Here is a 20,830-nt window from a genome sequence, read left to right on the forward strand (position 1 = left end):
AACCCGAGGGAGGTCGTCATGAGACCGTCCAGTGCTACCCCGCCCCTGCGCCGTCTACTCTTCATGGCCGCCGTCTGCCTGGTGACCGCCGGCCCTGCCGCCTTCGTCCCGGCGGCGGCCGCTGCGGCCGCCGCGCCGGGAAGCTTCACCGGATCCGGCTTCGACGCCTGCACCGCCCCGTCCAACACCACGATGGACGCGTGGCTCGCGTCACCCTACCGAGCCATCGGCATCTACTTCGGCGGCAACAACCGCGGCTGTACCCAGCCCAACCTCACCGCCGACTGGGTCACCCGCCAGCAGGCCGGCGGGTGGCACCTGCTGCCGCTCTACCTCGGCCCGCAAGCGTCCTGCACCACCTCCACCAAGCCGAACCGGATCGACAACACCCAGGCCGCGGCGCAGGGCCGGGCCACCGCCGACGACGCGGCCGCTCAGGCGACCGCGCTGGGGCTGGGACCGCAGAGCATGCTGATCTACGACATGGAGGCCTATCGCACCGATGACACCGTATGCCGCAGCGGCGTACTCGCCTTCATGAGCGCCTGGACCGCCCGGCTGCACGACCGGGGCTACCTGTCCGGCTTCTACAGCAGCATGGGTTCCGGTGTGGCCGACCAGGTCGCCAACTACAACACCAGCGGATATGTGCGGCCCGACTACCTCGACTTCGCCCGGTGGGACGGCGTGGCAACCGTCTCCGACCCGGCGATCCCGGCCGCCTACTGGTCGCCGCAGCGGCGGATCAAGCAGTACCGCGGCGACCACACCGAGACGTACGGCGGCGTCACCATCAACATCGACAACGATTACGCCGACGTCGCGCCACTGCCCTCCGCTCAGTTCGCCGATTTCACCGGGAACGGCTGGTCCGACGTGATCGCCCGGCTCACCGGCAACGGCAGCCTGGTCCTCTATCCGGGAAACGGCACCTACGTCGACACCGGCGCACCCGTCACCGTCGGCACCGGCGGATGGAACGCGATGAACGCGCTCCTGCGCATCGGCGACCTCAACGGCGACGGCCACGAGGACCTCGTCGCCCGGCAGGCTTCGGACGGGGTCCTGTGGTTCTATCCCGGCACCGGATCCGGGTTCGGCGCCCGCAAGCAGATCGGCACCGGCTGGAACAGCATGCGCGAGCTCACCGCGATCGGCGACTTCGACCGCGACGGCCATCCCGATCTGCTCGCCGCACAGACCAGCGACAAGGCCCTGTACGTCTACCCGGGCCGCGCCGACGCGACCCTGGGCCCCCGAGTGCAGGTCGGCACCGGCGGCTGGGACACCATGAGCGAGCTCGCCGGTGTCGGTGACTTCGACCGCGACGGCTGGTCCGACCTGATCGCCCGGCTCACCTCCACCGGCGCCCTCTACCTCTATCCCGGACGCTCCGGTGGCTTCGCCGCCCGCCGCCAGATCGGCACCGGCTGGAACAGCATGCGCGACCTGCTCGGCGTCGGCGACTTCAACCGCGACGGCCACCTCGACCTGGCGGCCGTGACCGTCTCCAGCAACGTTCTCTACCTCTACCCGGGCAACGGCACCACGCTGCTGCCGCGCATCCAGGCGGCCACCGGCTTCTCCGGACGCACGCCGTTGCTGTGAAGCCACATCCCCAGCCCGACCCGGGCTGGGGATGTGCCACCAGTAGACAAGTAGCCGATGAGCGGGCGCATGCCAACTAGCGCGAGATTGCTTTCGAGCGCCCTTGTTCTACGGCGTAGGACCCGGCGGCGAGCATGCCGAAGGTGGCGGGGTTCAGGGTCAGTGAGACGACCCCGTCGGGGAGCACGCGCGAGTCTCCTTCCGCGACTTTCAACGCGACGGGCGTCGATCCGGTCGAGAACAGGCGCTTTCCGGTCCCGACGACGACCGGATACTGCAACAGTCGGTAGCGGTCGACGAGTTCTGCCTGATGCAGCGCCTGGATGAGTTGCCAGCTGCCGTGCACTTGGAGTTCTCCGCCCGGGGCGGCTTTGAGTCGCCTTATGTCATCCAGGAAGTCACCACGCAGAACGGTTGTCGGACTCCAGTCCGCTTCGTCATCCGGCAGCGTTGTGCTGACCACATATTTCGGCAGGGTGTTCAGCTTGGTTGCGATGAGGTCGTCCGGTGCGGTGACCTTCGGCCAGTACCCGCCGAGCAGGCCGTAGCTCGTACGGCCGAAGAGAAACGCATCCGCCTCGCGGAACCAGCCCTGGACAACCTCGTTGGTGTGCTCGGATGCGTATGGGACGAGCCAGCCACCACGGTCGAAGCCGTTCGAGGGGTCCTCGCCGGGTGCCCCCGGCGACTGCATGATGCCGTCGAGGCTGACGAAGACGTTGACGCTGAGCAGCACGGTTCTCCTCCGAAGGGAATGGGGGACAGCCGCTCGGGCGGCCGACCACCGGAGGCTAGCTACCGGGCTGGGAGCTGGTCTTGTACAAGAACGACATCGCGGCAACCTCGCCTGCCCGCAGGCCGCCGGCGGTGTGCCCGACGTAACGCCGCAGCGCATGCGCCAGATGCGCCTGGTCGAAGTATCCCAGCGTCGCGACGACCGTACGCCAGTCGAGGCCGTCGCGGAGCATGGTGGCCGCGGCGTTGGCGCGGTCGATCTGGGTCACCGCAGCCTCGGAAAGGCCGGTGATCACGCGGTATCGGCGTTGCCGAGTTCGCCGGGACCGGTCACCGCCAGGATGTCCCTCCTTCCATAGATCCGAAGGCACCAGCAGACCCGCATCCCGGAGCCGTCGGACGAAGTGCTCGGCATTCTCGTAGGTCGGTGCCTCCCAATCCTCTCCACCGATGATGATTCGCCCCGAATCGGTCACGGGCAGCGTCGCGTAGCCATCGACGATGGAGGCGGCGGGGTGAGGCTGGACGACGGCGCCGAGCGCGAACCGGATCCCCAGGAACTCGGCGTCCGGGGGAATCGGCGCCGTGGTCGCGGTGGTCTCGGGCCCGCGCACGCTGGCAAGAAGTTCTCCCCGCGTTCGCGTGAGAATCAGCTGGCACGATGTGCGCGCCGCGGATGTCATGGTGCTCGCGGAGTCGCTACAGGTCCGCCACACACGGTCGACGATGCACCCGTCGGTCTCGACGTCACGATGCTCGAACCGCACGCCGTGCCCTCCCCGACGAAGCCGACTCCCACATGTAGGCGTAGTTGCTCACCTGGAGTGTTGCGACAACCGCCAGAATCCGCCAATCCCGTCCGGGACGACTGGCACTGCCGCGCCGCTGGCCCGGTCGGCGACCGGATCAGCGGCGCGTCCCGCGGGAGTCGCGCACGGCTCAGCGGTCAGCTGTCCAGGAAGACCGGCCGGTGGACGACGGCCTCGATGTCAGCGGCCGTCACGTCCAGCAGCTGGTAGGCCAGATCCGCCAGAGCCCGCGCGGTGGCCAGTTCGTCCCCGATCGCCGGCACCTCCCGGTCTCGCGGCGCGCGGTGTGCCGTGCCCTCGCCGCGTACCTGCGGGCGCGCCTCGGTGCGCAGCACGGCGACGGCATGTGTCCGCCGTTCCTCCTCGTGCTCGTCGATGGTGATCTCAACCGTCCAGGTCCGCGTGTGCATCATCGCTCTCCTTCCCCGGTTGTTGTGTCTCCTCCCATCCAGGCGCTCGCCGGCGCGCCCGCCCAGTGCCGTTGGTCCCGAATCCGCGATCTGCCACATCCGGCGACCGGCCCCGGGCCGTTCGGCCCGGCGGAAACGGGGCGGCCGGCCCGGGTGACCATGCGCGCGACAGCGAATAGTCATCCAGACCACCGGCGCGGGCGAGGCCACCCACTCGACCAACCCGATCGTCGACTACCACCTCGTCTACGCGCTCGGCGTGATCGTCACCGCGCTCACCTACGCCGGGCACACCTGGGGCCTGGGCCGCTGGTGGGCAAGCCTGCCCCTGGTCCGCCGCAACCCCTGGCTGATCTGACAGATCAAAACCCCATTACGGTACGCCCACAGCCGCCACCCGCCGTCCACGGCGATCAGCCGGCTCCGGGCGTACCGAAAACCGGTTTTCTGATCTACAAAGAGGCGTGCGACGTCTCGTGGTAGTGGTCACGCTGCTCGTGCTCGGTGCCGGGATGGCACTCGGGCTGAGCGACACGCTGCGGCTGTCCTGGCAGCCGGCCTCGGTGATGGCCGAGCCGCGGGTCACCGTCCCGCCGGCCGCTCCTGCCGTGCCCGCGCCGATCAGGGCGGTGACGCTGAACCGGCACAGCCACCGGCTGGACGTCGCGGCCCGATCGGTCACCGACGCGGCAACCGAGGCCGGAGCCCGAGCCGGCGTGCTCACCGTGACCGTGACCGGCGACGACAGAGCCGAGACCTACCGGATCGCGCGGACCGGCGACGGACTCACCCTGACCGCGGGCGGCGAGGCGGGCGCGACCGCCGGGCTCTACGCGATCGCTGATCGGATCCGGTCCGGCGCGGCGATCCCCACCGGGACCGTGACGCCCCGGCTCGGGCTGCGGCTCACCGACGCGGGCTCGGTGGGCCGGGACGACGACCCGGCGCTGTGGCGCGGCGGCACCGACTACTCGCTGAACACCGACATCGTCACCGGCGCCCTCCTCCCCCGCGCCCCGTGGGTGGATCAGCAGGCGGTCGGCCGGATCACCGCTCAGTTTCACCAGTTCATCGACCACTCGGCCGCGCAGGGTTACACCGGCGTCGTGGTGCCCGGCTTCCTGGAATACGTCACGTTCGGCGACACCGTCTACGCCCCGGACGACCCGCACCTCGCCCGCGCCGAGGCGATGACCGCGGCGTTCGCGCCGGTCTTCCGGTACGCCGCCGACATGGGCATGCGGGTCTACTTCCTCACCGACATGCTGGCGCTCTCGCCGCCGCTGGCCGGATACCTCAGGACGCAGTCCTCGCCGTGGCCGACCTACCAGGCCGGGCTGCGCGAGCTGTTCGCCGCGATGCCGTTCGCCTCCGGGCTGATGATCCGGATCGGCGAGGGTGGCTCGGCCTACCGCGCGCCCGGCTGGGACTACTACTCGGACATCGCGGTCACCACCCCGGAGCAGGTGCGGGAGATGCTCGCCGCGTTCCTGGCGGTGGCCGGGGAGTCCGGGCGCGACATCATCTTCCGCAGCTGGACGGTCGGCGTCGGCGCGGTCGGCGACCTGCACACCAACCCCGAGTCCTACGAGACGGTGCTGGGTTCGCTGCACGACCCGCATCTGATCGTCTCGACCAAGTTCACGGCCGGCGACTTCTACAGCCACCTGCCGATGAACACCACCCTGGCGACCGGCGACCAGCGGCGCATCGTCGAGTTCCAGGGCCGCCGCGAGTTCGAGGGCTTCGGCTCGCTGCCCAACGACCTGACCGCGCTGCACGGCGCCGCCCTGAACCGGCTGCTCGCCCTGAACCCGCACATCGAGGGCGTGTGGCTGTGGACCCAGGACGGCGGGCCGCTGCACGCCGGGCCGCGCACGCTGTACCTGCGGACCGGGTTCTGGCAGCTCTACGACCTGAACGCGTATGCGATGGGCCGCCTGGCGCGCGACCCGTCCACCGACCCCGGGGAGATCACCGCGGACTGGGCGCGCCAGACGTTCTCGCCGGATCCGGCGACGGTGGCCGCGATCGGTCGGATGTTCGCCGCGTCCCGGGAGGCGATCACCACGGGTCTCTACCTCACCCCGTACGCCGATTACTCGGCGAAGGCGCTCGGCCTGGAACCGCCGCCGATGATGTGGATCTTCGAGTGGGACATCGTGACCGGCGACTCGGCGGCGCTGGACAGCATCTATGCGATCAGTCGCGGACACCTGGACGAGACCATCGCGGAGGGCGAGCGGGCGGCCGCCGTCGCGGACCAGCAGCGCGCCACGGTGGCCGCCACCGATCCCGGCACCTGGCGCGATCCGGCGCTGCGGGCGAGCCTGCTGGCGGCACTCGACTACCAGAGTGACCTCTACCGGACACTGAGCGCGTACCGCACGATGTTCCTGCGCCGCGCCCAGTGGACCGGCACCGGCTCGGCCCAGGCCCGCGACCGTTGGACGGCCGCCGCGGATCACTACCAGGAGACCAGGACGATTTTCGTACGCCGATACGCCGCCGACCTGGACCTCCCGGCCTACAACTTCACCGCGGCCGACCTCGGCACCCGGCGGTTCGACCGCGATCCGGCGATGGCGGTGCTCGCCAAGGTCCTGCTCGGCGTGCTGGTCGTCTCGCTCCTGGTGCCCTGGCGTCCGCTGCGCGACCTGTGGCGGTCGGCGATCCTGCCGTGGCGGGCCCCGTCGGCCGCCCCGGGCCGGGCCGCCCGCTGGGTCGTGATCGCCTTCCCGGCCACCGTGCTGGTGCTGAGCCGGGAGGTGTTCACCTGGTTCGCGGCGCCGGCGCACGTGCTGGCGACGCTCGGCTCGTGGGTGCTGTTCGCGCTGGTCGCCCGGTTGCTGATCGGCCGCCGGGACCCGTATGCGCTGTGGACGGTGCTGGGCGGCGTAGCCCTGTCACGGTCGGCGCTGCTGCTCGGTGTGCTGGCGGTGCGTGGTCCCGGCCACTATTGGCTCGGGTTCTGGGCGAATCCGGGCGCGCGGTCGGCGTATGTGACGATCGGTTTCGCTCTTTTCCTCTGGCTCTTCGTGGCGACCGGTTCGGTCCTGCGCACCCGCTACGCCTGGTCCCGCCGCCGGGTGACCGCCGCCCTCCTGCTCGCGACCGGTGTGCCGGTGCTCGCCCTCGGTGTGCTGCTGTGGACCGCCGGCCTGGAGCAGTGCCTGACCGTCTGGAACGACCAGATGGCCCTGCTGCCGTGGGGCCTGCACCGCATCCTCGGCATCGTCACCTACCTGGACATCCCACCCGAGCTGCCTCTCTGGGTCACGGCCGCCGGCGCCGTCCTGACCGTCCTGGGCGCGGCCGGCGCACACCGTTCGTGGCGCCGCCCTGCGGCACCATGAGCCATTAGTCCGGCCGTGCCCCAAGGCCGGATTAGTCGCACGAGGGTCCTCACCCCAAGGGGACGCGGGCGGCGAGGAACTTCGGGGCCATCTCGCGGTAGCTGTCGGTGACCAGTTCGGCGATCTCGGTCCAGTCGGTGTGCGGGCCGAGGATGGCGCCGGCGACGTTGTGGCCCCAATCCGGCCGGAAGTACGGAAAACCGTCGGCGGTCAGGCCCAGCAGGTCCTCGACGAGGACCCGGAAGGTCAGCACGACCGGGGGTTCGCCGTCGACCACGAAGGGCGCGTAGATCGGGAAGCGGTCCGGGGTCGGGATGTAGACGTGGGCGACCGTGCGGGCACGGATCCGCCAGCGGATGCCGATCCAGGCGGGTTCCTCATACGTCTCGGGCAACCGGTGGCAGATCGGGCGGAGCCGGTCGAGGATCTCCGGGGGCACGTCTCCAGGGGCGGACATGCGCACGACAGTAACGACCACCCGGGGACCACGCGAGCCCGCGCTCTGGGCGTACGAAAAATGTGGTCTGACAAATCGCCTCATCGGGAGCGCGCACCGGTCGATAACGGCATTAGGCACCTCTCGGGCCGTCGACGCGGAAGGTACGTGGTTGTGGTGAGCGGATCGGGTCCGGACGTGGTGGTCACCAGCCGGCGCAACGGGCTGGTCGGCGGGCTGGCGGACCGCCGCGTGGGCACCAAGATCTATGCCGCCGCGCTGTGCGGCGCGGTGGTCGCGGCCGGCATCGGGTGGGTCGGGCTCGGGCGGCTCAGCACGCTCAACGGCGACCTTCAGGCGATGAAGGCGCAGCACGTCGACAGCAGCCTCCAGCTGAGCACGCTGCGCGGGGCGCTGGGCGACGGATCCGCGGCGATGTTCGGCTGGGCCGTCCTGCCCGCCGCGCAGAAGGCGGCCCAGCGCTCGGCGGTCGCCGCGGCCGACGAGGCCACCGTCACCGCGATCAAGAATTATCAGGAGCTGGCCAAGGGTTCGGCGACCCGGGCGGCGGCCGCGAAGGACGTGGCCCACACGTTCGCCTACTTCCAGCAGTTGCGCGACTATGCGCTGTTCCGGGAGGCGCCGCCGGCCGGGGTGTCGATGCCGGCCGGCGACCGGCTGTCCGCGGAGTGGACCCAGACGCAGCAGCGGCTCACCGCCTCGGTGGTGCACCTGCAGGAGACCGAGGACCGCGAGTCCACGGCGATGGCGGCCGAGGACGAGGACGCCTACCACGACGCGCGCAACCAGATGCTGATCTACCTGGCGGCCGGGCTGGCGCTCGCGCTCGCGCTGGCCACGGTCGTCACCCGGCTGATCACCCGGCAGCTCGGCAGTGTCTCGTCGGCCCTGGCCGCGGTCGCCTCCGGGGATCTGACCGTGCCGGCCGAGGTGCACGCCCGCGACGAGCTCGGCGCCATGGCGGCCGCGGTCAACACCGCCCGCGACGGGCTGCGCGGCATGATCGTCCGGGTGACGGCCAGTTCACAGACGCTGGGCGCCAGCACCGACCGGCTCGGCCGGGCCGCGGACCGGATCGCGCAGTCGGCGCGGGAGGCGGCGGCGCAGGCCGAGGTGGTCGCCACCGCGGCCGGCGGCGTGTCGACGAACGTGCAGTCGGTGGCCGCCGGCAGCGAGGAGATGGGCGCCTCGATCCGGGAGATCGCCTCGAACGCCACCGAGGCCGCCCGGGTCGCCGGGGAGGCGGTCGGGGTCGCGCAGAACACCAACACCACCGTGTCGAAGCTGGGCGAGTCCAGCGCCGAGATCGGCAACGTGATCAAGACGATCACCGCGATCGCGGAGCAGACGAATCTGCTCGCGCTCAACGCCACCATCGAGGCGGCGCGGGCCGGTGAGATGGGCAAGGGCTTCGCGGTGGTCGCCAACGAGGTCAAGGACCTGGCGCAGGAGACGGCGCGGGCCACCGAGGACATCGCCCGGCGGGTCGAGGCGATCCAGGACGACACGGCCAACGCGGTCGCCGCGATCGGCGAGATCTCCACGATCATCGCGCGGATCAACGACTACCAGACGACGATCGCGTCGGCCGTGGAGGAGCAGACCGCCACCACCGGCGAGATGAGCCGCAGTGTCGGCGACGCCGCTCAGGGGACCGCGGCGATCGCGGGGAACATCGGCGGGGTCGCCACGGCCGCGCAGAACACGACCGTCGCGCTGGCCGAGGCGACCGACACCGCCACCGAGCTGGCCGGGATCGCCGGCGAGTTGCAGACCGTGGTGGCGCAGTTCCGCGTCTGACCGCCCGGGGCGGCGGCATCGACGTCCTGCTCTCCGCCCGCCGGGTCGGCCCGACCGGCACGGTGCACGGCCTGGACATGACCGACGAGATGCTCGACCTGCGCGGCGCAACGCGGCCGGAGTGGCCGATGTCGAGTTCCACAAGGGCCACATCGAGGCGATCCCGCCCGCGCCCGCCGGCCGTGACGCTCCGGCGGGCGCGGACACACATCAGCGGAAGGTCAGGCGCCCGGCTTCACGCCTGCCCTGGGTGAACCCGGCCTGAGCCGACGGAATGCGGGTCGCCGGGTCCATCTGATTGATGCCCATCGCGGCCCGCGACTCCGCGTCCGGCGTGATCACCTCGACGTGGCTGCCCCGCGCACGCAACCCCTCGACCTGACTCGCCAGATCCGTGCCCGGAAACCTGCGCAGCCCCTCGAACTGCCCGTCCGGCAGCGGCCCGCGCCGCTCACTGAACGGCGTCAGCACCACGACGTTCGCATACCCCGCGGCCAGATCCGCGTTGTCGGCGGAGCGCACCCCACCGTTGATGTACCGCTTGCCGTTGATCGCGTGCGTCGGCGCCCCGCCCGGCAGCGCGATCGCCGCCGTGGCCGCGTCCACCAGCTCGACCCCGGAATCCCGGTCGAACGCGACCACCTCGCCGGTGTGCGCGTCGAGAGCCACCAGGATCATCGGCCGCTCCGGCCAGTCGTGCCGGGGCAACCGGGCCGCGACCATCGCCCGCCGCTGTTCCGCCACCTCGGGCCCGAGCAGCGGATCGCTTTCCAACCCGAACGCGCCCATTGCCCGTTGCAGGTCGGCGGCCGAGGTGGCGGCGGCCCCGATCGCCCGCATCCGCTCGAACAGCGCGGTCGGCTGCGGAGGCGGAGACGGCCGCCGGCCGCTCGGCTCGGCCAGCACTTTGGCCAGCAGCTCGGCCGCCGGCACGCCACTGCGCACCCACACCGCCGTGGTGGACCCGGACGAGGTGCCGATCACCAGATCCGCCGCGCCGGTCAGGTCGAGACCGGCCTCGGCCAGCCCGGCAATGACCCCGACCTGCCACGCTTGCCCGGCCGACCCACCGGCCCCGAGCACGAGAGCAACATTCTGAACCACAGGTTCGCCTTCCAGGAGTGCCTTGTCATCGAGGCGCTCCCGGCGACACCTAAGCCGATCGCCCAGCCGTGACGGCAAGGGGGAGCACCCACCTCGTTCCAACGGTCATGGGTCTCACCTCCTCGGACAGCGTCACGGCCGCTCACAACCTACCAGCCCGGCCCGGTCCCGCCGGCGACTGACGATCGTCTTCCTCCGCTACCGGTCACGGCTCGTCCGAACCCGCCGCGGTGCCCGCGATCGACGTCCGCGGCCCGCACCCCATCATGATCTCCGCGAGGTCGTGCATCTCCCGTCAGGGCTGGTGCTGGGCCCACTTCGTGCACTCGGCGCCGTACTTGGCCTGGCGGTCGCCATCCGGATCGAACACCCGGTCGGCGAGCCAATGGTGCTCGCCGTCCCCCGATTCGACGTTCATCATCACGTACGACTCGAGGTTCGCCCGGTTTTTGCGGATCTTGGCGTTCTTCTCGTCGGCGCGATGCCAGTAGCCGATGTCGTTGCAGAAGGTGACCGTTGCCTGGTCCGGGCCGGCCCGGTCGACCCCCATGACCTTGACCCAGAGCGGACCTATCGACGGATTATCGTTGGTCCCCGTCACGAACGGCGCCAGGACCTTCTCGAAGTAGGCATCGGTGTAGAAGTACCGTCCGAGCGGGATGCTGGTGGCCCAGTCGGTCGACTGATCCAACCCGTAGCTGTATGCAAGGGTTCGCCGGGCGGCAAGAACCTCGCCGGTGTCCGGCGCCCCGGCCAGGTCCCAGGTGATCGGCAGGACCTTGGTGCCGCCCAAGGGCACTTTCTGGTACGCCTCGTCGAAGGTCATCGACGGCGCGGCACTCGCCGGCGCCGCTGCCGACGGTGCGGTGTCCCCGCCCGGGTCGTCGTCGGTGCAGCCCGCCGTCGCCAGACCCAGGGTCACGGCGACGCCTGTCGCGGCGAGCGCCTTCAGCCATCTCACTTGAGGATGTCTCCCGCCCACTCGTAACCGTTCTGATAGGCCTCACCCGCGTGGGTGGCAGCGTTGCCCACCGTGCTCATGCCGTGATCGGACTTGTAGGCCTGCCAGTCCCTGAGGTCCTGGTCGTCCCACTGCCCGGAGCCGCCGTGGCCCCCTCGAAGTGGTGAACGCCGACAGCGAGCCGCCGGTTCAACGCTGTTGACGATGCACACTCGCCATCTCAACGCCTGACGGCCGAAATCCGGAGGTCGCGGGCGGTGGCCGGCACGAGCGTCGGATCCTGCACACCGCCGTTATTTGGGTCTAACAATCCGGTGCCCGGCGGGTCAGGATGAGGCCGTGGACTCACAGACCAGCATCAGCATCGGCCCGGCCGCTCCCCCGCTGCTGGAGCGCACCATCGGCGCCGACCTGCTGGCCACCGTCGCCCGGCACGCCGGCCGGGAGGCCCTGGTCGACTGCACCTCCGGCCGCCGCTGGACCTATGCGCAGCTCAAGGCGTCCGTCGACGACGTCGCGCTGGGCCTGCGCCGGCTCGGCGTGACCAAGGGTGACCGGGTCGGCATCTGGGCGCCGAACTGTCCGGAGTGGGTCCTCCTTCAGTACGCGACCGCCCGGCTCGGCGCGATCCTGGTCACCATCAACCCGGCCTACCGCACCCACGAGCTGCGTTACGTGCTCCAGCAGTCCGGCATCCGCACCCTGGTCGCCACGCGAGCCTTCAAGACCTCGGACTACGCCGCGATGATCGCCGAGACCCGCGACGAGTGCCCGGACCTGCGCGACGTCGTGCTGATCGGCGAGCCGTCCTGGACCGAGTTGACCGCGCCGGGCGGCGACCCGGCGGTGCTCGACGAGATCGAGGCGACGCTGGGCCCGGACGACCCGATCAACATCCAGTACACGTCCGGCACCACCGGTTTCCCCAAGGGCGCGACGCTCTCGCACCGCAACATCCTGAACAACGGTTTCCTGGTCGGCGAGTTGATCGACTACACGGAGGCGGACCGGATCTGCATCCCGGTGCCGTTCTACCACTGCTTCGGCATGGTGATGGGCAACCTGGCGGCCACCAGCCACGGCGCCACGATGGTCATCCCGGCCCCCGGTTTCGACCCCGGCCTGACCCTGCGCGCGGTCGCCGCCGAGCGCTGCACGTCGCTGTACGGCGTCCCGACCATGTTCATCGCCATGCTGCACCACGCCGACTTCGACACCTTCGACCTGTCGTCGCTGCGCACCGGCATCATGGCCGGCTCGCCCTGCCCGGTCGAGACGATGAAGCAGGTCATCGACCGGATGGGGATGACCGAGGTGTCGATCTGCTACGGCATGACCGAGACGTCCCCGGTCTCCTGCCAGACCCGCACCGACGACAGCCTGGAGCGCCGGGTCGCCACCGTCGGCCGCGCCGGCCCGCACCTGGAGGTCAAGGTCGTCGACCCGCAGGGCGCGACGGTCCCGGTCGGCGAGACCGGTGAGCTGTGCACCCGCGGCTACTCGGTGATGCTCGGTTACTGGGAGCAGCCCGACAAGACCGCCGAGTCCATCGACGCCGACGGCTGGATGCACACCGGCGACCTGGCGGTGATGGACGCCGACGGCTACCTCCGGATCACCGGCCGGATCAAGGATCTGGTCATCCGCGGCGGCGAGAACATCTATCCCCGCGAGGTCGAGGAGTTCCTGCTGACCCACCCGGACATCCTCGACGCCCAGGTGATCGGCGTCCCGGACGACAAGTACGGCGAGGAGGTGATGGCCTGGATCCGCATGAAGCCGGCCACCACCCCGCTCGACGCGGCAAGCCTGCGCGCCTTCTGCTCCGGCAAGCTGGCGCACTACAAGATCCCGCGCTACGTCCGCATAGTCGACGATTTCCCGATGACCGTCACCGGAAAAGTCCGCAAGGTGGAAATGCGAGAAATCTCCACCCGCGACCTGTCCGCCTGACCCGCACGGCTCTTTTTCGGTACGCGACCACGGGCGCGTCAGACGATGAGAAATGCCGGAGGCCGGGACCCGCTCGACCCGCTCCAAGTCCCTGGGCACCCGCCGACGGCCGGGCAGGTTGACGGGCGGTGACCTCGTCGGGTTCGAAGGCCATCCGATCCAGGTCACGGTCGCTGAACGGAGGTCCGTGCGGGCTCGCGGGACTGCCGGAGACGGGTGATGGTGCGGAGCACTTCGTCGCGGTGCTTGGCCGCCTTCACCCAGCGCGGCAGGCGGGCGACCAGCGTCAGACCCGGGTCGGCACGGGCGCGTTCGCGCAGGTGGGCCGCGACATAGTCGTGCAGCAGGGTCAGGTGCGCCTCGTTGAAGGCCCACAGGGTGCGTCCACAACAGTCCGCTTGCAGCCACAGCGGGAGCTGGAAGAACGGATCCACCGGAGCGCCCCAGTGGGAGGCCTGCCCTCTCGGCGACCACGAGGCCGTCGACGCGCAGGACGTGCAGATGAGCCGCCGCGGCCAGGAGAGCACGCTCGTCCCGTCGACCCGCTGCGGGACGACCAGTGCCCGGGCTGCGCAGCGCGGGCACACCACTTCGATGTCGTCCGCGGCGAGCGCGTACAACCGGGTCGAAGGATCGAGGAACCTGCGCGTATCCATAGCGGTCAGCCTGGCAGAGCGACCGGTCGAGGGCAGCGCGATTTCACCGTGCTCTGGGCGTACCCAAATCGGGTTTTTCTATTTGTAGCGGGTCAGAAGGGCGCGGGCGACGGCGGCCACCGTGGGGAGGTCGTCGGAGGTGACCAGGCCGGTGCCGGCTCGGGCGGTCAGGACGCGGCCGTGGCCCTCGCCGAGCGCGACCACGGTCAGTTCGCCGGGGGCCGGGTCGTCGATCGTGATCAGGCTGCCGGCACGTTCGGCCAGGTCGGGCAGCGGGCGGCCGGGGTCGCCGGAGATCAGCAGCAGCGCGGTGTCGCCGAGACCGGCCAGGAAGGCGGCGATCGACGCGGGGTCGGCGGGGCCGACCGGACCGTGGGCGGCCGCGATCGCGAACGGTGTGCCGGCCGGCTGGTGGAAGCCGGGGCGGGGCGCGCGAACCTCGGCGGGCTGGTAGCGATGGTCGGCCCGCTCGATCGGGCCCGGGCGGCCGAACAGCCAGCCCTGCCCCCACTGCGCGCCCAGCTCCCGGGCCGCGCGCAGATCTTTTTCGGTCTCGATGCCCTCGGCGATCACCATCGCGCCGGTCCGGCGCGCCTCGGAGCGGACCACCTCGCACACCCGCCGGGTGTTCGCCGCCTCCGGATTGCGCACCAGGCTCATGTCGAGCTTGATCACTTCGGGCTCGATGATCGGCAGGAAGGCCAGTGACATCGGATCAACCCCGACATCGTCGAGCGCGAGGCCGTTGCCGATCTGCTGGACCTGCCCGGAGATGCGCAAAAGGCTTCCCGGTACGGCCGGCAGCGCCCGTTCGGTGAACTCCAGGACGATCCGGAACGGCAACCCGCCGTAGAGCAGCTCGCCCAGGCGCGGGGAGAGTTCCTGGTCGAGAACGCTCGGTTCGGCGTTGACGAACAGCAGCGGCGGCGGGTTCGGCACCGCGAGGACGCACTCCAGGGCCCGTTCGGCGCAGAGCATGTCCAGTTCACCGAGCCGGGCGGCCTCGTGCGCGGCGGTGAACAGGCGGTCCGGGAATTCCAGGGCGCTGCCGGCCGGGCCGCGCGCGAGCGCTTCCAGGCCGACCACGCCTCCGGTGGCGAGGTCGACGATCGGCTGGAAGACCGGAAACACGTGTCGTCCGGCGAGCAGCTCGCTGATCGCCCGGTCGGTGGTCCGCAACACACTGCTCACACCGAGCAGCTATCGACCGGCCGGGTGCGTGCCTGAGGTCAGTGGCAGCACTGATTCGGCCGCACCCGCTCCGGCCCCACGATGGTCGGTATCGACGACTCGGAGGTGGGCACCATGTTCGCACGAATGCAGACCGTTGCCGCGCGGCCCCAGGACGACAGCCTGGTCGAACGGGTCACCGAGCTGGTTTCAGGACATCCGGGCTTCGCCGGCCTGATCCTTCTCGAGGACACCGCGGGTGGCGGCGCGATGGTGACGCTCTGGCAGAGCCGGGAGGATGCCGAGCTTGCCTCCGAGCGGTCCCGGGCGCACGGCCCGCGGCCGGTCACGCTGCTCAGCGACGACATCTACGAGGTGGCGGACGACATCACCGGTGCGGCCACCGGTGCCCCGGGGGCGGCGCTCGTCGGCTACTTCGACGGGCCGCTGACCCCGGCCCGGGTGGTGGCGGCCACCCGGGCCGGCCGGGACCGGGTCGGGCCGGTGCTGAAGCGGCTGCCGACGCTGCTCCGCACCCTGATCCTGTGGGATCCGGACGACCGGAGGTTCGCCGTCATCCACCTGGCCACCTCACCGGCGGGTCTCGACGCGGTGGTCACCGCGGTCACCTCGACCGAGCTGCTGCCCGGGGAGGATCCCGCGCTGCTCACCGGCCCGGACCGGGTCCACCGCCATGCCGTCCGGACCTACCTGGTCCCGGACCGAGGACCGTTTCCTGACGCCGGGCGAGGACCAGCGTGACGGTCAGGCGCGGGCGCCGCCGTCGACCGGGAGGACCGCGCCGGTCACGAACGACGCGCGGTCGCTGAGCAGCCAGGCCGCCGCCTCGGCGATCTCGTCCGGGGCCGCCTGCCGGCCCAGCGGGGTGGCCGCCACCAGCCGCTCCACCAGCCCGGGCGACCGCGCCTGCCAGGCGTCGATCATCTCGGTGGCGGTGTTGCCGGGCGCGATCGCGTTGACCCGGATGCCCTCCGGGCCGTAGGTCACCGCCGCCGACTCGGTCAGGCTGTTCACGGCGCGCTTCAACGCCCCGTACGCCGGCAGTTGCGGATTGCCGCGCAGGCTCCCGACGCTGGAGTTGTTCACGATCGCTCCGGAGCCGGCGGTGGCCCGGATCGCCGCCACCTCGGCGGCCATCGCCAGCCAGACACTGCGCAGATTCACCTCGTACAGCCGATCGAAGTCAGCCACGGTCACCTGATCCATCGGGCCGGGCGGGGTGATCGTCGCCCCGTTGTTGAACGCCACGTCGAGCCGCCCGTGCAGCGTCACCGCCCGGTCGACGGCGGCCCGCACGCTGTCCGGATCCGCGAGGTCACACAGCACGTGGTCGGCGACCCCACCGGCCGACCGGATCTCCTCGGTCACCGCCTTCAGCTGGTCCTCGGTCCGTGCCGCGAGCAGCACCCGGGCGCCTTCCCGGGCGAACAGCCGGGCCGCCGCCGCGCCGATCCCCCGGCCGGCGCCGCTGACGAACGCGACCTTGTCGTCGAGCAGAAGAGTCATGCGGCAACCCTCCGCCGCCGGTCCGGCCGCTATCCAGGCATCAGCGGTACCTGGCTGGGCGCCGCCCGGCCGCGCAGACTGGGTGACGTGGATCGACGAGAGCTTGCCGATTTCCTGCGCAGCCGGCGCGAGCGGATCAGTCCCGCCGACGTGGGTCTGCCCGCCGGTCCGCGCCGCCGCACCCCCGGGCTGCGGCGCGAGGAGGTGGCCCAGCTGGCGTACATCTCCACCGAGTACTACACCCGCCTGGAGCAGGGCCGCGCCCCGTGCCCGTCCCGCGAGGTGCTGTCCGGCCTGGCCCGTGCCCTGCGCCTGTCCGACCCCGAGCGCGCCCACCTGCACCACCTGGCCGGCGCACCGCCTGCCCCGCCCGCCGGCCCGTCCCGGGAGGTCCGGCAGAGCATCCTCGACCTGCTGCACCGGCTTCCCCAGGCGGCCGCCACGGTGCTCACCGCGAGCTTCGAGGTGATCGCCTGGAACGATCTCGCGGCCGCGCTGATGGAGGACTTCTCGGCGACCCCGCGGCGCGACCGCAACCTGGTCCGGCGGGTCTTCCTCGGGCCGCACCGCGACGGCCACCGGCTCTTCGGCGTGTCCGACGCCGACCGGTTCGCCACACAGTCCGCCCAGCGGTTGCGCGCCACGGTGGCCCGATACCCGGACGACCCGGAGCTGGCGGAACTGGTGCGCGATCTGCTCGCCGGCAGCGCCCGGTTCCGCGAGCTGTGGGAGTCGCACGACGTCTCCGCCGAGCCGACCCTGGTCAAGACGTTCCGGCATCCGCAGGTCGGCCCGATCACGGTCAACTGCGACGTCCTCGACATCACCGACCGCGACCAGCGGGTCATCATCTACACGGCCGAGCCGGGGTCGCCGTCCGAGCAGGCCCTGCGCCTGCTCTCGGTGATCGGCACCCAGCGCATGGCGGTCGGTTAGGTGAACAGGTCGAAAGGCTGATCGCGGTCGCCGCCGGGTGAACCGGTGCCGGCGAACACGGCGACACATGCCACCGGCAACCGGCCGTCGGGGGACGGCGACGGCCGCATCGTCAGCAGCTGGATGCCGACGCCGGCGATCTCGATGCCGGCCTCCAGGTCGATCAGTGGGTGGCCGGCTTCCGCGAGAAGCAGACGCACGTCCTCGATCGTCGCCGGGTAGGGCGGCAGCAGGTTGATCCCGTCCAGCAGCACGGCGTCCGCCCTGGCGACGAAGATGCGTTCGGCCAGCAGATCCGGCCCGTAGCGGACCGCCAGGTGGTCGTGGAAGAAGTCGTCCTCCTCCGGCTCGCGGGAGCCCGCCACGTGCTGCGTGCAGAGACCACCGTTCAATCGCCGCCGGACGTCGTCGCGATGCCGGCCCAGCGCGATCGGGCCGACGCCCACTCCCGGGGTGACCAGGTACGACGAGGTCGCCGGCATCGCGTCCGCGCCGGCCGGGAAGAACACGATCTCGCCCAGCAACTCGTGCCCCGGTCCGGCCACGGTGACCGCGTCGACCTGGGCGTCCGGCTCCGAGGACGGCGTGTACAGGGCGATCGCGCCGTCGGCGAGCACCCAGCCGGACTCGTCGGCGGTGACCTCGATTCCCGCGGCCCGAAGGTCGTCGAGCACCGTGGTGACCGGACCGCTGAGTGGAACACCGCGATAGTGCACCCCGTCCGGGTCCGGAATCTCGATCAGATGGAGTCCCTCAGCCTCGGAACAGGTGAGCATGAGCAGGCCGGCCTCATACTGGTCGGCCAGCTCCGACCTGGGGCTGCGCCGGAACGCCCGGGACGGTCCGAGCAGCGCCTGCAACTCGGCACGAGAGGCACCGAACCGCAGCGGGCCGGCACCTTGCCCGGGCACCACTTCCCAAGATCGATTCAACACCCTCGAATCGTACAAGCCGGCTGCCGGAAGCCTCTCCGGTCACCCGTCCAGGAGGAGGCCGAGACCGTGCTCCTCGGCTCGCTTGTTCAACTGGGCCAGAGCGGCCAGGCCACGCAGCGACGCCGAGCCGCCGAACAGGTCCCGGGCCGCCGCATGCGGATCGGCAGCGGACCCGATCCGGTTGCCCACGGCTATGTGGAACCACCTGTACCAGGTGCTCGCGGCACGCACCTCCGCCGGATCGAACCGGGTCTGGAAGCACAGGTACTCCAGGACCATGTACGGAGTGACCCACACCGTCATGTCGTCGAGATCGAACGCGACCGCCTCGGAGCCGACGGCGCGGGGCTCCTCCCCCAGCCGGCGGACGAGCTGCTCCATCCGCCGCCCGTCCCAGCCGTCCCGCGCCAGCGTCCGGACGAACCTGTCGATCTCCGGATCGGCGTCCACGTCGAACAGCATCGAGCCCTCGCCCAGGGCCTCCCGCATGACGGTGAGGGCCGGTTCGTCGACCGGGTAATTGAGCCGGGCTTGGCAGCCGGGCGTCCCCCGCTGATCGCTCACCGGGCAGGTCAGGCACAACTGCCGCAGGTGCTGGCTCGCGCCCGCGGCCTGCTCGACCTCGGCACGGTGGATGGTGCGCGTCTCGACCCCCTGAGCACCACCCACCTGGAGCGTCACCGACGGAACGCCGTGCTGATCCATCAGCGATCTGACCCGGGCCAGATACTCGAGCTCGGTGAGCTGCGAAATCGCGCCGCCGGGCCGGTATGTGCACTCATAGCCGAGGTATGCGTCAAGCCCCATGGGCGGCGATCGTACCGAGCCCGATCATCGAGCGATGCCCGGTGCGTCACGATCGCCGTCCGGTATCGGGCCATCTGCTGGAACCGGTACCGGCCGCTACCCGGATCGTGGCGGACATGCGTCGGCACCCGCCCTCGGCGCCATGATCGTCGGGACGGGCTGACAGCGGTCAGATCCAGATGTTGTCGTGTTCGGCGTAGAAGGCGACCCGCTCCTCCTCGCTCATCTCGTCCAGGTGAGCCAGCCCTTCGAAGTACCCCTCCCGCGGCGCGCCCGGGGAGAAGTGCAGCAGCATCGAGGCAGGCTCACCGGACTTGTTCTTGAACCCGTGGATGCCGCCCGGCGGGACGTGCACCCAGTCCCCGGGCTCGGCCTCGATCCACCGGTTGCCGTCGTAGATGTTCATGACGCCGGTGAGGATGTAGAACGACTCGGCCAGGCTGCGGTGATAATGCGGCTCCGGTCCGGTCACGCCCGGCCCGCACTCCCAGCGGTACAGCCCGAACAGTCCGCCGGTCGATTCCCCGGTGGACAGGTAATGAATGCGGGTCCCGTTCGGATAGACGAGTTCGGGCTTGCTGTCGTTGGGCCGATAGGTCGCGGAAACCTCGCCCGACTCCCCGTGATACAGCGGCGGCGGATACGTCATGATCCGAACCTATCCGAAATCCTCGGCATGATCGCGGGCCCACTCGGCGAACGTCCGGGCCGGTCTGCCGGTGACGTCCTCGGCGGTGGGCATCCGCACCGGCGCCGCCGGTTGCCCGGCAGGAGCGGGCACCGGGTCCGGCGTTCCGGCCGAGTAGGACTGGAAGCCGGTCAGGAAGTCCGCCGAGGCGGCCGCGAACCCGCCCTGCGCCAGATACATCTCGCGAGCCCGGGCCGGGCTCACCACCTCCAGGCGCACCTCCTCGCCGAGCGCCTCACCGATCGCCCGGACCTGGTCCCGGCGACTGATCGGCTCGGGTCCGTACAGCGTGTAGGCGACCCCGTGATGGCCCTCGCCGAGCAGCGCGGCGGCCGCCACCTCGGCGATGTCACGCTCGTGGACGGGCTGGCCGGTCCGGTCCGGGAACGGCTCCCGCACGGTCCGCTCGGCGCGGATCGACGGCCCCCACAGCCACAGGTTGTTGAGCATGAACTCGGCCGGGCGCACGTGTGTCCACTCCAGCCCGGACGCCTCGACGGCCCGCTCCACGGGCAGGTGGAAGTCGGTGTCGTAGCCGGTGGTCACGGCACCGGAGGACAGCGTGACGATCCGGCGTACACCGGCTTGCCGGGCCAGTCGCACCACCTCGGCGGCGGTCCCGGGGCACGGAAACAGGTACATCCGGTCGACGCCGCGCAGGGCCGGGACGAGTGTTTCCGGGTCGGCCAGGTCGCCCCGCATCATCCCGTCTCCCGGGTTGCGGCTCACCACTCGCACGTCGGCGCCGTGCCGCGCCACCTGCTCGACGACGAGCCTGCCGACGTTTCCGGTCCCCCCGGTCACCAGAATTCGCATTCCCCCTCCCTATCGCGAAACGGGAGGTTTCACCAAGACTGTCGGGAACCCGTCGTATCGGCCACCCGGATCCTCGCGTCGTCCCCACAGGTGACGGAGCTG

Annotated in this window: 19 protein-coding genes; 6 read left to right on the forward strand and 13 right to left on the reverse strand. The window is 70.9% G+C overall.

Annotation, left to right across the window (positions count from 1 at the left end; genetic code table 11):
- The first annotated feature begins 18 nt into the window (after window positions 1-18).
- Window positions 19-1,608, forward strand: a complete 1,590-nt coding sequence (locus tag Aiant_RS44375; RefSeq protein ID WP_189335506.1) for a glycoside hydrolase domain-containing protein — start codon at window positions 19-21, stop codon at window positions 1,606-1,608.
- 76 nt (window positions 1,609-1,684) lie between these two features.
- Here the strand turns inward: Aiant_RS44375 and Aiant_RS44380 are convergent, their stop codons facing one another.
- The 3 genes from Aiant_RS44380 to Aiant_RS44390 form a co-directional block, all read right to left on the reverse strand.
- Entirely contained in the window at window positions 1,685-2,344 is a 660-nt protein-coding gene (locus tag Aiant_RS44380; protein WP_189335505.1) for a dihydrofolate reductase family protein, read from the reverse strand.
- A gap of 55 nt (window positions 2,345-2,399) precedes the next feature.
- Window positions 2,400-3,110, reverse strand: coding sequence for an AraC family transcriptional regulator (locus tag Aiant_RS44385; protein ID WP_229831232.1), 711 nt, complete (start codon window positions 3,108-3,110; stop codon window positions 2,400-2,402).
- Window positions 3,111-3,289: 179 nt separating this feature from the next.
- Window positions 3,290-3,565 carry a DUF1876 domain-containing protein gene (locus Aiant_RS44390; protein ID WP_189335504.1) on the reverse strand — a complete coding sequence of 92 codons (276 nt, stop codon included), beginning with the start codon at window positions 3,563-3,565 and terminating at the stop codon, window positions 3,290-3,292.
- 461 nt (window positions 3,566-4,026) lie between these two features.
- Here Aiant_RS44390 and Aiant_RS44395 point away from each other — a divergent pair, with 461 nt between their 5' ends.
- Window positions 4,027-6,918: a hypothetical protein gene (locus Aiant_RS44395; RefSeq protein WP_229831228.1), complete on the forward strand. Its 2,892-nt coding sequence runs from the start codon at window positions 4,027-4,029 to the stop codon at window positions 6,916-6,918.
- Window positions 6,919-6,967: 49 nt separating this feature from the next.
- On the opposite strand, the gene Aiant_RS44400 is transcribed toward Aiant_RS44395, so the two are convergent.
- The gene (locus tag Aiant_RS44400) at window positions 6,968-7,375 is read right to left on the reverse strand and encodes an MmcQ/YjbR family DNA-binding protein (protein WP_189335503.1); all 408 of its coding nucleotides are present in this window, start codon (window positions 7,373-7,375) and stop codon (window positions 6,968-6,970) included.
- Window positions 7,376-7,531: 156 nt separating this feature from the next.
- On the opposite strand from Aiant_RS44400, the gene Aiant_RS44405 reads away from it, so the two are divergent.
- Window positions 7,532-9,175 (forward strand): methyl-accepting chemotaxis protein, encoded by a 1,644-nt coding sequence (locus Aiant_RS44405; RefSeq protein WP_229831226.1) that lies wholly within the window; start codon window positions 7,532-7,534, stop codon window positions 9,173-9,175.
- A 210-nt stretch (window positions 9,176-9,385) separates the two neighbouring features.
- On the opposite strand, the gene Aiant_RS44410 is transcribed toward Aiant_RS44405, so the two are convergent.
- Together Aiant_RS44410 and Aiant_RS44415 are read right to left on the reverse strand one after the other, a co-directional pair.
- On the reverse strand, window positions 9,386-10,279 hold the full coding sequence (locus tag Aiant_RS44410) for a patatin-like phospholipase family protein (protein WP_189335501.1): 894 nt from the start codon (window positions 10,277-10,279) through the stop codon (window positions 9,386-9,388).
- A 295-nt stretch (window positions 10,280-10,574) separates the two neighbouring features.
- Window positions 10,575-11,240: a hypothetical protein gene (locus Aiant_RS44415; RefSeq protein ID WP_229831224.1), complete on the reverse strand. Its 666-nt coding sequence runs from the start codon at window positions 11,238-11,240 to the stop codon at window positions 10,575-10,577.
- Between the two features lie 339 nt (window positions 11,241-11,579).
- Between Aiant_RS44415 and Aiant_RS44420 the strand changes: the two genes are divergently transcribed.
- Window positions 11,580-13,193, forward strand: coding sequence for an AMP-binding protein (locus tag Aiant_RS44420; protein ID WP_189335500.1), 1,614 nt, complete (start codon window positions 11,580-11,582; stop codon window positions 13,191-13,193).
- 164 nt (window positions 13,194-13,357) lie between these two features.
- Here the strand turns inward: Aiant_RS44420 and Aiant_RS44425 are convergent, their stop codons facing one another.
- Together Aiant_RS44425 and Aiant_RS44430 are read right to left on the reverse strand one after the other, a co-directional pair.
- Window positions 13,358-13,849 carry a TFIIB-type zinc ribbon-containing protein gene (locus Aiant_RS44425; protein WP_189335499.1) on the reverse strand — a complete coding sequence of 164 codons (492 nt, stop codon included), beginning with the start codon at window positions 13,847-13,849 and terminating at the stop codon, window positions 13,358-13,360.
- Between the two features lie 78 nt (window positions 13,850-13,927).
- Window positions 13,928-15,040: an EAL domain-containing protein gene (locus Aiant_RS44430; protein WP_189335498.1), complete on the reverse strand. Its 1,113-nt coding sequence runs from the start codon at window positions 15,038-15,040 to the stop codon at window positions 13,928-13,930.
- A 114-nt stretch (window positions 15,041-15,154) separates the two neighbouring features.
- Between Aiant_RS44430 and Aiant_RS44435 the strand changes: the two genes are divergently transcribed.
- Window positions 15,155-15,781, forward strand: a complete 627-nt coding sequence (locus Aiant_RS44435) for a hypothetical protein (RefSeq protein ID WP_189335497.1) — start codon at window positions 15,155-15,157, stop codon at window positions 15,779-15,781.
- A 3-nt stretch (window positions 15,782-15,784) separates the two neighbouring features.
- Here Aiant_RS44435 and Aiant_RS44440 read toward each other — a convergent pair whose 3' ends face one another.
- Window positions 15,785-16,546, reverse strand: coding sequence for an SDR family NAD(P)-dependent oxidoreductase (locus tag Aiant_RS44440; RefSeq protein WP_189335496.1), 762 nt, complete (start codon window positions 16,544-16,546; stop codon window positions 15,785-15,787).
- 87 nt (window positions 16,547-16,633) lie between these two features.
- Between Aiant_RS44440 and Aiant_RS44445 the strand changes: the two genes are divergently transcribed.
- A complete protein-coding gene (locus Aiant_RS44445) occupies window positions 16,634-17,482 on the forward strand; it encodes a helix-turn-helix transcriptional regulator (RefSeq protein WP_189335495.1) in 849 nt (282 codons plus the stop codon).
- Here the strand turns inward: Aiant_RS44445 and Aiant_RS44450 are convergent.
- The 4 genes from Aiant_RS44450 to Aiant_RS44465 all read right to left on the reverse strand — a co-directional run bounded on the left by Aiant_RS44450 (window position 17,479) and on the right by Aiant_RS44465 (window position 20,728).
- Window positions 17,479-18,417 (reverse strand): hypothetical protein, encoded by a 939-nt coding sequence (locus tag Aiant_RS44450; RefSeq protein ID WP_189335494.1) that lies wholly within the window; start codon window positions 18,415-18,417, stop codon window positions 17,479-17,481. The two genes, Aiant_RS44445 and Aiant_RS44450, sit on opposite strands and share 4 nt — an antisense overlap.
- 39 nt (window positions 18,418-18,456) lie before the next feature.
- Window positions 18,457-19,224 carry a hypothetical protein gene (locus Aiant_RS44455; RefSeq protein WP_189335493.1) on the reverse strand — a complete coding sequence of 256 codons (768 nt, stop codon included), beginning with the start codon at window positions 19,222-19,224 and terminating at the stop codon, window positions 18,457-18,459.
- 169 nt (window positions 19,225-19,393) lie between these two features.
- Window positions 19,394-19,873, reverse strand: coding sequence for a cupin domain-containing protein (locus tag Aiant_RS44460; RefSeq protein ID WP_189335492.1), 480 nt, complete (start codon window positions 19,871-19,873; stop codon window positions 19,394-19,396).
- A 9-nt stretch (window positions 19,874-19,882) separates the two neighbouring features.
- The gene (locus Aiant_RS44465; protein WP_189335491.1) at window positions 19,883-20,728 is read right to left on the reverse strand and encodes an NAD(P)H-binding protein; all 846 of its coding nucleotides are present in this window, start codon (window positions 20,726-20,728) and stop codon (window positions 19,883-19,885) included.
- Window positions 20,729-20,830: the final 102 nt, after the last annotated feature.

Origin of the sequence: Actinoplanes ianthinogenes, from assembly GCF_018324205.1 — a bacterium.
Lineage (GTDB): Bacteria > Actinomycetota > Actinomycetes > Mycobacteriales > Micromonosporaceae > Actinoplanes > Actinoplanes ianthinogenes.